12 protein-coding genes are annotated in these 12,760 nt (G+C 60.2%); 3 read left to right on the top strand and 9 right to left on the bottom strand.

Annotation, left to right across the window (positions count from 1 at the left end; all coding sequences use genetic code 11):
• Positions 1-112: 112 nt before the first annotated feature.
• Positions 113-955, bottom strand: a complete 843-nt coding sequence (locus tag Q4577_RS05870) for a VCBS repeat-containing protein (RefSeq protein ID WP_303469789.1) — start codon at positions 953-955, stop codon at positions 113-115.
• Positions 956-964: 9 nt separating this feature from the next.
• The gene (locus tag Q4577_RS05865) at positions 965-1,288 is read right to left on the bottom strand and encodes a 2Fe-2S iron-sulfur cluster-binding protein (RefSeq protein ID WP_244686967.1); all 324 of its coding nucleotides are present in this window, start codon (positions 1,286-1,288) and stop codon (positions 965-967) included.
• 134 nt (positions 1,289-1,422) lie between these two features.
• On the opposite strand from Q4577_RS05865, the gene Q4577_RS05860 reads away from it, so the two are divergent.
• Positions 1,423-1,845 carry an OB-fold nucleic acid binding domain-containing protein gene (locus Q4577_RS05860; protein WP_303469790.1) on the top strand — a complete coding sequence of 141 codons (423 nt, stop codon included), beginning with the start codon at positions 1,423-1,425 and terminating at the stop codon, positions 1,843-1,845.
• 55 nt (positions 1,846-1,900) lie between these two features.
• Positions 1,901-2,473, top strand: a complete 573-nt coding sequence (locus Q4577_RS05855; protein ID WP_303469791.1) for a peptidoglycan-binding protein — start codon at positions 1,901-1,903, stop codon at positions 2,471-2,473.
• A gap of 153 nt (positions 2,474-2,626) precedes the next feature.
• Here the strand turns inward: Q4577_RS05855 and Q4577_RS05850 are convergent, their stop codons facing one another.
• From Q4577_RS05850 to rpiA, 6 genes are all read right to left on the bottom strand, one after another.
• Positions 2,627-4,051: a Do family serine endopeptidase gene (locus Q4577_RS05850; RefSeq protein WP_303469874.1), complete on the bottom strand. Its 1,425-nt coding sequence runs from the start codon at positions 4,049-4,051 to the stop codon at positions 2,627-2,629.
• A gap of 217 nt (positions 4,052-4,268) precedes the next feature.
• Positions 4,269-4,466, bottom strand: a complete 198-nt coding sequence (locus Q4577_RS05845) for a DUF2065 domain-containing protein (protein WP_244686974.1) — start codon at positions 4,464-4,466, stop codon at positions 4,269-4,271.
• Positions 4,463-5,371 carry a protease modulator HflC gene (gene hflC, locus Q4577_RS05840; RefSeq protein WP_244686976.1) on the bottom strand — a complete coding sequence of 303 codons (909 nt, stop codon included), beginning with the start codon at positions 5,369-5,371 and terminating at the stop codon, positions 4,463-4,465. Before hflC ends, Q4577_RS05845 begins: the two co-directional genes overlap by 4 nt.
• Positions 5,371-6,543: an FtsH protease activity modulator HflK gene (gene hflK / locus Q4577_RS05835; protein WP_303469793.1), complete on the bottom strand. Its 1,173-nt coding sequence runs from the start codon at positions 6,541-6,543 to the stop codon at positions 5,371-5,373. Before hflK ends, hflC begins: the two co-directional genes overlap by 1 nt.
• Positions 6,544-6,614: 71 nt before the next feature.
• Positions 6,615-7,973 carry a glutathione-disulfide reductase gene (gene gor / locus Q4577_RS05830; protein ID WP_303469794.1) on the bottom strand — a complete coding sequence of 453 codons (1,359 nt, stop codon included), beginning with the start codon at positions 7,971-7,973 and terminating at the stop codon, positions 6,615-6,617.
• Positions 7,974-7,983: 10 nt separating this feature from the next.
• On the bottom strand, positions 7,984-8,784 hold the full coding sequence (gene rpiA, locus Q4577_RS05825) for a ribose-5-phosphate isomerase RpiA (protein ID WP_303469796.1): 801 nt from the start codon (positions 8,782-8,784) through the stop codon (positions 7,984-7,986).
• A 287-nt stretch (positions 8,785-9,071) separates the two neighbouring features.
• On the opposite strand from rpiA, the gene Q4577_RS05820 reads away from it, so the two are divergent.
• On the top strand, positions 9,072-10,445 hold the full coding sequence (locus Q4577_RS05820) for an L-serine ammonia-lyase (RefSeq protein WP_303469798.1): 1,374 nt from the start codon (positions 9,072-9,074) through the stop codon (positions 10,443-10,445).
• 70 nt (positions 10,446-10,515) lie between these two features.
• Here the strand turns inward: Q4577_RS05820 and Q4577_RS05815 are convergent, their stop codons facing one another.
• Positions 10,516-12,720, bottom strand: a complete 2,205-nt coding sequence (locus Q4577_RS05815; RefSeq protein WP_303469800.1) for a hypothetical protein — start codon at positions 12,718-12,720, stop codon at positions 10,516-10,518.
• Positions 12,721-12,760 lie beyond the last annotated feature (40 nt).

Raw genomic sequence — 12,760 nt, 5'->3', positions numbered from 1 at the left:
ACCACGGGATAGCATAGCGGGGCGGCATGACACAGATGGCGCCCCGCTCCTGCCCGGCTTTTGATCTGACCTAACCCGCGATCCGATGTGAACCGCGCGATCAATATCGCGCTCAGCGCAGACTGTCACAGGCCATGGCGGTCGCAAAACTCTCTCGTCCCCGGTGCGGCCCCAGAGTGCGGCGGCGCAAATCGCCCCCCGCAAGGGTGACCGCCAGAACCTCTTGCCAATTGGCATCCGCAACGATCATTTCCGGCTGGTCGCCACAGGTCCGAATGCCACCGGCAATATCGCTTTCGCCAATCCGGTGGTTGGTCACACCGGCCAGCGCCGCAATCTCGATCAGAGTGGCAGGGGCTGAACCAGATGCCGCCCCATCGCTGCGCGTCTCATATCGCCAGACCCGCAATGTGCGCGCCAAATGCGGACGGTCGACATAGGCCAGTTCCATCTGACCATCGCCGTCCAGATCCGCCGCGCCCAAAGGGGCCAACCAGCGGAACCGTGTCCCGATGAACGGGGTGGCCGCCAACCGCATGAAGCTCTCGTCCTGAATGCCCCAAACCGCCAGCCGCGCGCCCAGGGTTTGGTGGCTCTCGACCACGATCACCTCTGGATGGTCCCGCCCGTCGAGATCGACCAGACGTGGCGCAACATCTTCGAACACCATGTCCTCGGGCAAACGGGCACGGATGGACCCGCTGCCGGACCGGCAGTCGGATTTTGAACGATAGCTGATCCGCAGCGCGCCCCATTCCAGATCATCCCCCAACACGCCATGGGGATAGCGATTGGTTGGTGCCTGAAATTCCGCGCCGGTCACCGTGCCGACGCAGGGGGCCGTCTCTTCGGCCCGAAGGCCGGCCGTACTGGCCAACAGCATCGCCGAAGCCAGAAACGCACCACAGAATTCAGCCCGCCAATCTGCGATCCGAAATTGCGGCGCGTTTCGCATCTTTTGGCCTCAGATCTGCTTTTCGGGCATCTGCACGACAAGACCGTTCAACTCATCCGTGACCTTCAACTGGCAGGTCAGACGTGAACGCGCGGCGTCGGGCTGATACGCAAAGTCCAACATGTCTTCTTCCATGTCGTCCTTGGCTGGAAGCTTCTCGACCCATGCGGCATCGACATAGACGTGACAGGTCGAACAGGCACATGCGCCGCCGCAATCGGCCTCGATGCCGGGGATATTGTTGTCACGTGCGCCTTCCATCACAGTCAGACCATTGGCCACTTCGACTTCGTGCTGGGTGCCATTGTGCTCGATATAGGTGATCTTCGCCATGCCTGGTGCCTTTTCGTTTCGTCCAAATCATCGGTTGCCGTCTGTTAGCAAAGGCGAATAAGGCTTTTCCATCGCTTTTGCGACCCCCCAAGTTGCAACTTGCGGTGAGCGGTGCATGTTCTATATTTGTTCCCATGCGTATCATCACCCCCCAGCCCCGCCATTCCGGGGCATATGCCCCCTGGCCGCGCCCGCCTTCGGCGCTGGTGGCCGCCCGTCTGGATGAACCGCCAGAGGGCGCACGGGTGACCGTCGCCGGGCTTGTCATCCTGCGCCAACGTCCCGGCACCGCCAAAGGCGTGATTTTCATCACGCTGGAGGATGAAACCGGGGTGGTCAATGTCATCGTCTGGCGCAAATTGTATGAACGGTTCCGCCGCGCGGTGATTGCCGGGCGGATGTTGCGTGTCACCGGGCGGGTGCAACGCGATTCGGATGTGACCCATGTCATTGCCGAACAGGTCGAAGATATTTCCGCCATGCTCGACAGTCTTCTGGATGTCACAGATCGCGGCGAAAATTCCGCCGCCCTTCCCGGTTCGCCGGAAACCCGCTAGTCTCTGCCGCAATCGCCCCGCTCAGAGGGCACATTCCGCTGATGAGGCCGTGCAGATGACAAAGATGACCGCCGTGCTTCGGGCCTGCGCCCTGCCGCTCGGCATCGCGACCTGCCTTTTCGCCGCCGCCTGTGCCCCACCGGCACAGGATGACACCCCCACCCGATTTGCCTTTACCGCGCTGGAAACCGCGCGCATTCCCACACCGGAAGGCGCCCCCAAAGACAGCTGTTGGGCCCGCGATGTCGCGCCCGCCGTGATCGAAACCAAGACCGCCCAGGTCATGGTGCAACCGGCGATATTGAATGACGACGGGTCGCTGTTGGCCCCGGCGGTCTATGCCACCGAAACGCTACAGGATATTGTCACCCCGCGCCGGGAATATGTGTTTGAAACGCTCTGCGCCAAGGACATCACCCCGGAATTCATCGCCTCGCTTCAGCGCGCCTTGCAGGTGCGCAGCCGCTACAACGGCGAGATCAGCGGTGAAATCAATCCAGAGACAGAGGCCGCGCTGCGGCTGTTCCAACAGGATCAAGAGGTCGAGACCTCGCTCCTGACCATTGAAACCGCGCGTGCGCTTGGCTTGGTCGCGGTGGAACGCGACATGGGTCAGAGCCGCGGTTAACGCGGCGCATTGTCGGCACCGATCACCCCGCAAACCAATCCGTAGCAAGATGCGATCAGGGCGGCGTCAAACCGGCCCTGACATATCCGGGGAAGCAAAACGGGGCGCCCGTTCACCCGGCGCCCCGTTCAAAATCTTCAAGAGAGTTCAGATCTAGTCGTCAAGTCCCAGTGCCACGAACCGCGGATCACCGGCGCGACGCACCAGAAGCAACAGCGACTTGCGACCGGCCTCCTGGGCCGCTTCGATCTGAGTTTCCAGATCGGCAATCGCCGCAACCTTCTGTTGACCGGCTTCGGTGATCACATCCCCCGCACGCAGACCTTTTTCATAGGCCTCGGTCATTTCGTCCACATCGGTCACCACCAGACCCTCAGCGCTGGCAGGCAGTTCCAGCTGCTCGCGCAACTCATCGCTCATCGGTGCGATGGTCAGGCCCAGAATGTCGGCCTCAAGGCTCTCGGACGGTGCGTCTTCGTCCATGGGTTGCGATGCCGGCACTGCGGTGCCTTCGGCGGTTTCACGACGGGCCAGGGTGACTTTCAATGTCTGGGTTTTGCCCTCGCGGTTGACCAGCACACGCACGGTCTTGCCCACGGTGGTGTTGCCAACCTGACGCACCAGCGCACGGGTATCGGCAACCTTGATGCCGTCGAATTCGACGATCACATCACCGGCCTTCATACCTGCGTCCAATGCCGGACCTTCCGGAACATCGGTGACAAGCGCACCGGCGGTGGTCGCAAGGCCCATGGCCTCGGCCACATCATCGGTCACGTCCTGAATGCGTACGCCCAACCAACCCCGGCGGGTTTCGCCAAATTCCTTGAGCTGATCAACAACCTTGGTCACCACATTCGACGCCATCGAAAAGCCGATGCCGATCGAGCCGCCGGTGGGCGACAGAATGGCCGTGTTCACGCCAATCACCTGACCGTCCATGTTGAACAACGGCCCGCCAGAGTTGCCGCGGTTGATGGCGGCGTCGGTCTGGATGTAATCGTCATAGGTGCCCGAAAGCGCCCGGTTGCGCGCCGATACGATACCAGCGGACACCGAGAAACCCTGGCCCAATGGATTGCCCATCGCCATGACCCAATCACCGACCCGCGCGACATCGCTATCGCCAAAGCTGACAAACGGCAGCGGCTGATCGGCCACGACCTTCAACAGGGCGATATCGGTCTTGGGATCGGTGCCAATCACGGTGGCGGGCAATTCGCCGCCTTCAAAAAACTCGATCAGGATTTCATCCGCGCCTTCGATCACGTGGTTGTTGGTCACAACAAATCCGTCTTCGGAAATCACGAACCCCGAACCCAGCGCAGAGGACCGGCGCGGGCGGTCACCGCCGTTGCGATCCTGGAACTCGCGGAAGAAATCCTCGAACGGCGAACCTTCGGGCACGACACCGCGCGGGCCGGTGCGTCCGGCCACGGTGGTGGTGGTCGTGATGTTGACCACGGCCGGGCTGATGCGTTGGGCCAGATCAGCAAAGCTTTCGGGCGCACCGCGGGCTGCCGCGCTCAACGCCTGGGCCAGGACGAACATCACCGAAATGCCCAGCATCCACATCATGCGCAAACGCAACGGGTGCTCCTGTTGATGTGTTCGCGATACTGCTGTCGAATGGGGTTTCAAATCCGAACTCCTCCTGTTTTGTCCGACATGGAATGCCGACTGCCTGAAGTTACTTTCTCTAATTTAGGTACTGAATTGCAACAGGCAAAGGAACTCTCGGCTGATCAATGACATGTGATTGGAATGTGAACCTGCGCGACAGCGGCGCCCGCGTTTACGCGCCCAGTGTCTTGGCAATCCACACCAGACACAGACCAAAGGCCAGGGCCGCCAGCCCCAACATGCGCCGCTGCGCGTCAGGCAGGCTGCGCAGGGCAATCAACAATTGCTCAATAAGCGAAGGGGCCAGTGCGTACACCAGCCCCTCAACAATCAGCACCAGCCCAAGGGCCAGAAAAGCTGTTTCAATCATTGCGCAGCGTTCGCAGCATCATCCGCCTGTTTGCCGGTATCCGATTTCAAATAGTTGAAGAAATCACTGTCCGGCGACAGAACCATGGTGGAATTGTTGCCCTGCAACGCGCGTTGATAGGCGGTCAGCGAACGATAGAATTCAAAGAATTCAGGATCGGCACCAAAGGCTTCGGCATAGATGCCGTTACGTTTGGCATCGGATTCACCGCGAATGATCTCAGCCTGACGGGCGGCATCCGACGTCAGTTCGACCACGGTCCGATCGGCCTGGGCGCGCACACGCTGAGCCGCTTCGTTACCACGGGCGCGTTCGTCTGTCGCTTCGCGTTCGCGCTCTGCCCGCATCCGCTCAAACGTTGCATCCAGGTTTTCGGTCGGCAGGTCGGTGCGTTTCAGACGCACGTCGATCAGCTCCAGCCCCAGTTCCGCCGCGTCGCCCAGGGCGCCGTTGCGAATCCGCAGCATAAGCGCTGCACGATCCGAGCTGAGGATGTCATTGGACGACACCGAACCAAGGATTTCACGGGTTTGCGACCGCAAAATCGAATCGAGCCGCCGCCCCGCAACCTCAATCGCCAGATCACCACCGGCACCGGTCGCTTCACGGAACCGGTTCACATCGGCAATCCGGTAACGCGCAAAGGCATCAACCACCAGACGGCGGTCATCCAGCGGCGTGACCTCAAGCGGGTCAACATCACGGCTGAGAATACGGTCGTCGTAATGCACGACTTCCTGAATGAGCGGGATCTTGAAGCTGAGCCCCGGCTCCTCCTTGACGGAGACAACCCGGCCAAATTGCAGCACCAGCGCCTTTTCACGTTCGTCCACGATAAACACAGCCGACAGCAACACAGCGGCGGCAATCACAATAACCGGAAGAAGATATGTGGTTTTCTTCATCAGTTTGACCCTCCGGTGGTGGTGTTTCGGCGCAGCTCATTCAGCGGAAGATAGGGAACAACCCCCTGCCCGCCACTGCTGTCTTCATCCAGAATGATCTTGTCCACGCGGCCAAGCACCTCTTCCATGGTTTCCAGATAGAGTCTGCGGCGTGTGACCTCAGGCGCTTTCTGGTATTCGGTCAGAACGGCAGAGAAACGGCTGGCTTCACCTTCGGCTTCGTTCACCACGCGGGCGCGATAACCTTCGGCTTCTTCCAACAATTGCGCCGCTTCACCGCGGGCCTCGGCAAGGACCCGGTTGGCATAGGCGTCAGCGACGTTTTGCAGGCTGGCGCGCTCTTGCTCGGCGGCCTGAACGTCACGGAAGGCCGCAATCACCGATGCCGGCGGATCGGCCTTGTCAAAGTTGACCCGCACGATGTTGACGCCACTGTCATAGCTATCAAGCGTCAGCTGGATCAGATCCTGAAGCCGCGAGGCAATGACGCCCCGGTCACGGTTGAGGATCGGCGCAAGATCGGATTGAGCGATAATTTCACGCATGGCGGATTCGGACACCGCCCGAATTGTCTGCTGTGGTTCGCGCAGGTTGAACAGATATTGCGCCGCATCATTGATGTTCCAGACCACCTGGAAATCAATATCAACGATGTTTTCATCGCCTGTCAGCATCAATCCGGCGTCGCCGCCACGGCCACCCACACCAATGTCTTCGGTCTGTTCGCGGGTCACCTGAATGACCTCTGCGGTAACAAACGGCCAAGGTGCAAAGTTCAGACCGGGACCACCCGTGCTGGAATATTCGCCAAAGAACAATTCGACCGCTTGTTCCTCTGGTTTGACGGTATAGAAGCTGGCCATCCCCCAAAGAACAAGCGCGCCGATCACGCCAAGACCGATGGTGCCCCGCGTCAGCATCGGGCCGGTGCCACGACCGCCCCCACCGCCGCCGCCATTGGGACGGCCGGAATTTCCACCGCGCCCGCCCATCAGAACACGAAGCTGTTCCTGGCCCTTTTTCATCAACTCATCAATTTCGGGGATCTGCGGATTGTCGTCGCCAGGGCGTTTTCCACCGCCACCATTGCCGTTATTGCCGCCCGAACCGCGATTTCCGCCGCCCGAACCGCCCGATCCGCCGCCCCATGGGCCGCCAGAATTGCCTGCCATTTCCGTTCATCCTTCCGGTTGGCTACGTTTTTGATAGTCTGCCTAGTAAGCTGTGTGGCAGACCGATTTATTCAACCCCTGCGCACCGGTGTGCGCATGGTTACGATTTCTTCTGACATGGTGGGATGCACGGCAACAACCCGGTCAAAATCTTCTTTTGTCGCCCCCATCTTCACCGCGATCCCGGCAAGCTGAATCATCTCGCCGGCCTGCGGGGCCACGATATGACAGCCCAGAACCTTGCGGCTGGATTGCGACACCACCAGTTTCATCATCACCCGATTGCTGTTGCCCGCAAAGGCCGACTGCATCGGTTTGAACGAGGTGCAATAGACCTCGATCGGCTCTTGGTCGCGGGCGGCCTCTTCGCTCAGCCCGACAGTGCCCAGCTCGGGTTGGGTAAAGACCGCCGACGGCACAAGATCATGATCAACCGGCGTCGGGTTGCCTTTGAACACCGTTTCGACAAAGGCCATGCCTTCGCGGATGGCAACAGGCGTCAGGTTGATCCGGTTGGTCACATCGCCAATGGCATAGACCGACGGCACGGCCGTCTGGCTATAGGCGTCAACCTCGATCGCGCCGGACCGATCCAGCGAAATCCCCAGATCCTCAAGACCCAAATTGGCAGAGTTCGGGGCGCGACCGGTGGCAAACATCACCTGATCAAACACATGTTCGCTGCCGTTGGTCGCCTTCACCCAGATGCCGTCCTCGACCTTCTTCATCTCAAGCACATTGGTGCCAAGATGCAGATCAACACCGCTCTGGATCATTTCTTCCGACACCAGCCCGCGGGCCTCGTCATCGAACCCGCGCAGGACCTGCGCACCGCGATAGAATTGCGTGGTCTTGGCCCCAAGGCCATTCATGATACAGGCAAATTCGCAGGCGATAAAGCCGCCACCCACAATCAAAATGCTCTTTGGCAGCTCGTCGAGGTGGAAAATTTCGTTCGACGTGATGGCCAGTTCAGCGCCCGGAATATCGGGCCGCGCCGGCCAGCCGCCAGTCGCCACAAGGATATGTTTTGCGGTTTTCGTTTCGCCGGTCGACAAGGCAACCGTATGGGCATCGACCAAGGTCGCGCGGGCGTCAAATGTCTCGACACCATTGTTTTTCAGGATGTTGCGATACACCCCTTCAAGGCGGTCAAGTTCCGCCACCATCTTGCCCTGAAACACCGACCAGTCAAAGCCGCCGGCCATCATGGTCCAGCCGTATTCCTGTGCCTCTTTCGCCATCTCGCCATAGCCCGAGGCAAAAACCATCAGCTTTTTCGGCACACAGCCGCGCTGAACACAGGTGCCGCCATAGCGATCTTCTTCGGCCAACGCGACCTTTGCCCCGGTTTCCCCCGCGGCAACCCGCGCAGCGCGCACCCCACCAGAACCGCCGCCGATGACGAACAAATCGTAGTCAAAAGTCATGTACCGAACCTTAATTGTCTTTCGGATCGCCGAGATCGGCGAATATGTTGTCGTTTTCGACAAAGTCCAGTTTTTCGGTCTCGACAGTGCCAGAGTTGATGTCGCGCAATTCGATGCGCCCGTCACCGTAGCCAACGATGACTGTGTCGCAGATATCCACGAACAGCCCGTTTTCAACCACACCGGGGACCTGGTTCAACACCATGGCCAATTGGCGCGGGTCGCCAATGCGGCCCAGATGCAGGTCAAGGATGTGATTGCCCTCATCCGTCACATAGGGCGCATCGCCGGTCATCCGCAAGCTTGAGCTTCGCCCCATAACATCCAATGTTATCAGCATTTCTTCGATCAGTGCCTGGGATGTTGGCCAACCAAACGGGATCACCTCAACCGGCAGCGGAAACGCCCCGAGATGTTCGACCCGCTTGGCCGCATCGGCCACAACGATCATCTGATCCGAGGCCGTGGCCACGATTTTTTCTTGCAGCAGCGCACCGCCGCCGCCCTTTATCAGGTTGAAATCAGCGTCAAATTCATCCGCCCCGTCAATGGTGACATCCAGCCAACGGGCCTCGTCCAGGCTGACAACCTTGATCCCGACCTCACGCGCCAATTCCGCTGTCCGGGTCGACGTCGGCACGCCACGGAACCGCAGGCCCTCTTGCTGCACCCGCTCACCCAGGCAACGCACCAACCAGGCCGCAGTTGACCCGGTGCCCAAACCCACACGCATTCCATCTTCGACAAAGTCAGCTGCGCGCTTTGCCGCGACGAACTTGGCCTTGTCTATCGGTGATAATTCTTTGGACATTGACAGTGACTCCCTCAAGCTATGCAGGGTTATATGAAATCACATCCGGGGTTGCGAGTGCGATTTACCGCAAAGATTGCCATCTACACCGTGATTTCATCGCAGGGCAGTGTCATTTCGGGCACGTCAGGTCGTTTTCCAGCCTTTTTTGCGGTCAAAGGCCGGGTATTCCTGAACAATCGCCCGGTGCCGGGCCGTGAATCACCGCATGATCTAATCGGCGCTACAGACCGTGCCGCAGACCATGTTAAAGAAACCCAAAGACCATTGCCCAAGGGATGCCCAAGATGTTTCTATCCGTGTTCGAGATGTTCAAAATCGGCATTGGCCCCTCGTCCTCGCACACCATGGGGCCGATGGTGGCGGCGGCGCGCTTTCTTGAACTGATGCGCGCATCCCCGTTTGAGTTCAAGGGATTGCAGGCCACTCTTCACGGCTCACTTGCCTTTACCGGCGTGGGCCACGCCACGGACCGCGCAACGATCCTTGGGCTGGCCGGGTTCACGCCGGAAACCTATGACGCCGACCGCGCCAAGACAGAGTTGGCGCGGATCGCAGCGGAAAAAACCATCTGTCCCGCAGAACTTGGGGTCTTGGCCTTTGATCCCAAGGCGGATCTGGTGTTCGATTTCGGGCCAAACCTGCCCGGGCATTCCAATGGCATGGTGCTGCGTGCCACCGATGCCCAGGGCGATGTCACGCTGTCGGAAACATATTATTCCATTGGCGGTGGCTTTGTGATGACGGCGGCCGAATTGGCCGAAGGTCGCGACAAAGACGAAGGCGCGCCGGTGCCATATCCGTTCAAGACAGCAGCGGAAATGATTGAAATGGCGAAGATTTCCGACAAATCCATTGCCGAGATGAAACGCGCGAACGAGATTTCGCGCGGCGGTCGTGACAGCCTGAAACAGGGATTGGACAAAATCTGGCAGGTGATGAACGATTGCATTGACCGGGGCCTGGCAAACGAAGGTGTTCTGCCCGGAGGGTTGAATGTCCGCCGTCGCGCCCGGAAAATCCATGATGCCCTGATCGCGGAACGCGGCATGAACCAGAGCGCGCCGCACACGATCAACGACTGGATGTCGACCTATGCCATGGCGGTGAACGAGGAAAACGCCGCTGGAAATCAGGTCGTGACCGCGCCAACCAACGGCGCTGCGGGGGTTGTGCCGGCGGTGATCCGCTATTGGCTTGATCATGTGCCGGGGGCCAGCCGCGCGGGCGTCGAAGACTTTCTTTTGACCGCATCGGCGATTGGTGGGCTGGTGAAATTCAACGCCTCTATTTCCGGTGCCGAGGCCGGGTGCCAGGCCGAGGTCGGCTCTGCCGCCGCCATGGCCGCAGCGGGGCTGTGTGCCGTGATGAACGGAACGCCGGAACAAATTGAAAATGCAGCGGAAATCGCACTAGAGCATCATCTTGGCATGACCTGTGATCCGGTCAAGGGATTGGTGCAGGTGCCCTGTATCGAACGCAATGGGCTGGGCGCGATCAAGGCGGTTTCGGCGGCGTCATTGGCGCTGCGCGGCGACGGCCAACATCTGGTGCCGCTGGATGCAGTGATCGAAACCATGCGTCAGACCGGCGCAGACATGCATGAAAAATACAAGGAAACGTCGCTGGGCGGATTGGCAGTGAATGTGCCGAACTGCTGACAGCAAAAGGCCGGGGCAAACCGCCCCGGCCGTTTGTCTGGTCGTCGTTTACAAGTTGTTCGTCTGACGCTTAGCCGACGGCGCGTTTGTTCGGACGGAACCCGATGCTTTCGGATGCGGTGAACCGACCGCCCTGCACCTTTTCGATCTTGCCCTCACGCAGAAGCTGGCCAAATCCACGCAACCGGTCTTCACGGCTGCTGTCGCTGCCTTCGACCTGGCGCACCTTGGTCATCAGCTGCGGACGCGAGAATTCATCGCGACCTTCCACAAAGGACATATAGGCCGCAGCGGCCTCCAGCAAATCGGGCAAGCCGGTGGCACCGGCAGCTTCGGCAAATGCGGCAAAGCCATCCGTCGCATCGGTCGTTTCGTCGACTGCGGGCGCTGCTTGATGTGGGCGCGGCGATTCGTCGGCCCGCGCTGCAGTCTTTTGCTTGGCGTCGACCAGATCCACACGTTGCTCCGCGACCAGTTTCAACGGCGCGGCGCGTGGGCGATCATGGTCTTCGTCGCCTGCGGTGCGGCGCGGGCGCACGGCCTGGGCCAGATCATTGCGATAGGCGTCGCGCGGATCAGATTCCGCTTTGACATCGCCGCTGCGATCGGCCCGTGTGGCGGCCACAGCCGCGCGCAGATGGGCAATTGCATTGCGGCGCGATTGGCCTTCGGGTTCCCGCAATTGTTCGTTGGTCGCAGCCATCAGTCGCGACACATCGCCCTCGTCCTCGGCGAAATTATCGCGCCGCTCCCGTCGTGCCATGGCACGCACGGCGCGGGTTGTATCCTCGACAGCGGCTGCAATGTCGGCGGCGGTGTCGTCGGACAGCGCCTGATCTTCGGCTTCTGTCTCAACTTCCGCTGAAAGCTGATCGGCAACCGCCGCTTTGACATCGTCCTGCGCGGGTGTTGCCGCTGTCTGCAATTCCGCTTCGACCTTGGCCAGCTCGGCGACCAAATCGGCCTCGTCTTCTGGTGTCAGGCTGGTTTCCACCGGTGGTTTCGGCTTGGCCGTGTCTTTGAGCGCGCGGCGCACCTTGACCACACGCACCGGGCGACGCGGCGCAATGCGCTGCGGGCGGGCGGGCTCTGGTGCGGTGTCTGGTGCAGTGTCTTCGACCACCGGTGCCACGAATGGAGCGGGGGTTTCGACCTCGGGCGTTGCTGTGTCTTCCGGCGTGTCGATCTGGGGGGCGGCAAGGACAGGTTCTACGGCGCTGACACTTTCGGCGACGTCCAGATCGTTGTCTTCCAACAGATCGTCTTCGTCGTCATCTTCGTCGATGTCGCCACCGTCAAAGCGGCCTTCGAACACCTGTTTTTGCGGCTTTGTGTCAGCTGCGGCGTCTTCGGCGGCAACGTCGTCCACTGCAACTTCGTCGAGCACATCTGCATCCACCGCGACCGTATCAGTCACAGCCAGATCGTCGTCCCCCTCGCCGGAGCTCAGCGTCGACATGATGTTGTCGAGCGTTGGATCGGGCTGCACATCAACCGTTTCCACTGGCGCGGTTTCACGCGGCTCCTGCGCCATGCGTGGAGCCACAACCGCGCGAATACGGGCGAGTTTTTCGGCCATAGAATCGGAAACCGCCGGGATCACCGGATCGGGGGTGGGTTCCGACATATCTTCGACCAGGTCTTCCGCCACATCCCGGTCGATAGTGTCACTCAGCCCCAGGGCGGCGGCAGTCAGTTCGGCGTCGTGATCCACTGTTTCGGGCTGATCAACCTGCGGCATGGTATCAACCACCGCGTCTTCGACAACGGCATCTGCGGCTGTATCGTCCTGCTCGGCAACAAGGTCCTGAACCATTGTTTCAGCCACATCCGCCGCAACGTCCAGCGTGTCAGCCGCGGGATCGGCAGTTTCGCTGACCTCTGGTTCCTCAGCGACCGGCGCCTGCTCCTCTGGGCTCTGAACCTCTGGCGTCTGCACCTCTGGAGCCTGCGCCACGGGCGCAACTTCTGTCGGGGGCACGGAATCGGCCACCGGGGCGCTTGGTTGGTCAACCGCCGCCAGCGAAGGCCGCAATACAATGCCATCGTCGGACACCCGGGCCTCGACCCGGCGGGAAATCTCTCGTTCGGCAATCCGCGCCAACATCTCGGCATCTGGTGTCGGGGGTTCAGCACCAAAATATCGATCATCTGACGCGAGATCGCGAAAATACTCCGCAATCGCCTTCATCGTTTCGAATGAGTCGTCAAAGCCCTCCAATGTACATGAAAATGTACCATAGGAGACGGTCAGGATCTTGTTCGTCTGTACCATCGGTTACTCGCCTTCCAAATACCAGCAAAGCCATGTTTAA

Source organism: Marinovum sp. 2_MG-2023 (genome assembly GCF_030548265.1).
Taxonomy (GTDB): domain Bacteria; phylum Pseudomonadota; class Alphaproteobacteria; order Rhodobacterales; family Rhodobacteraceae; genus Marinovum.
This window is presented reverse-complemented; position numbering and strand designations above follow the sequence as displayed.

Bases quoted from the DNA above. Each gene is read 5' to 3' on its own strand.
- Q4577_RS05870 (WP_303469789.1), bottom strand. From the start codon at position 955: ATGCGAAACGCGCCGCAATTTCGGATCGCAGATTGGCGGGCTGAATTC.
- Q4577_RS05865 (WP_244686967.1), bottom strand. From the start codon at position 1,288: ATGGCGAAGATCACCTATATCGAGCACAATGGCACCCAGCACGAAGTC.
- Q4577_RS05860 (WP_303469790.1), top strand. From the start codon at position 1,423: ATGCGTATCATCACCCCCCAGCCCCGCCATTCCGGGGCATATGCCCCC.
- Q4577_RS05855 (WP_303469791.1), top strand. From the start codon at position 1,901: ATGACAAAGATGACCGCCGTGCTTCGGGCCTGCGCCCTGCCGCTCGGC.
- Q4577_RS05850 (WP_303469874.1), bottom strand. From the start codon at position 4,051: ATGATGTGGATGCTGGGCATTTCGGTGATGTTCGTCCTGGCCCAGGCG.
- Q4577_RS05845 (WP_244686974.1), bottom strand. From the start codon at position 4,466: ATGATTGAAACAGCTTTTCTGGCCCTTGGGCTGGTGCTGATTGTTGAG.
- hflC (WP_244686976.1), bottom strand. From the start codon at position 5,371: ATGAAGAAAACCACATATCTTCTTCCGGTTATTGTGATTGCCGCCGCT.
- hflK (WP_303469793.1), bottom strand. From the start codon at position 6,543: ATGGCAGGCAATTCTGGCGGCCCATGGGGCGGCGGATCGGGCGGTTCG.
- gor (WP_303469794.1), bottom strand. From the start codon at position 7,973: ATGACTTTTGACTACGATTTGTTCGTCATCGGCGGCGGTTCTGGTGGG.
- rpiA (WP_303469796.1), bottom strand. From the start codon at position 8,784: ATGTCCAAAGAATTATCACCGATAGACAAGGCCAAGTTCGTCGCGGCA.
- Q4577_RS05820 (WP_303469798.1), top strand. From the start codon at position 9,072: ATGTTTCTATCCGTGTTCGAGATGTTCAAAATCGGCATTGGCCCCTCG.
- Q4577_RS05815 (WP_303469800.1), bottom strand. From the start codon at position 12,720: ATGGTACAGACGAACAAGATCCTGACCGTCTCCTATGGTACATTTTCA.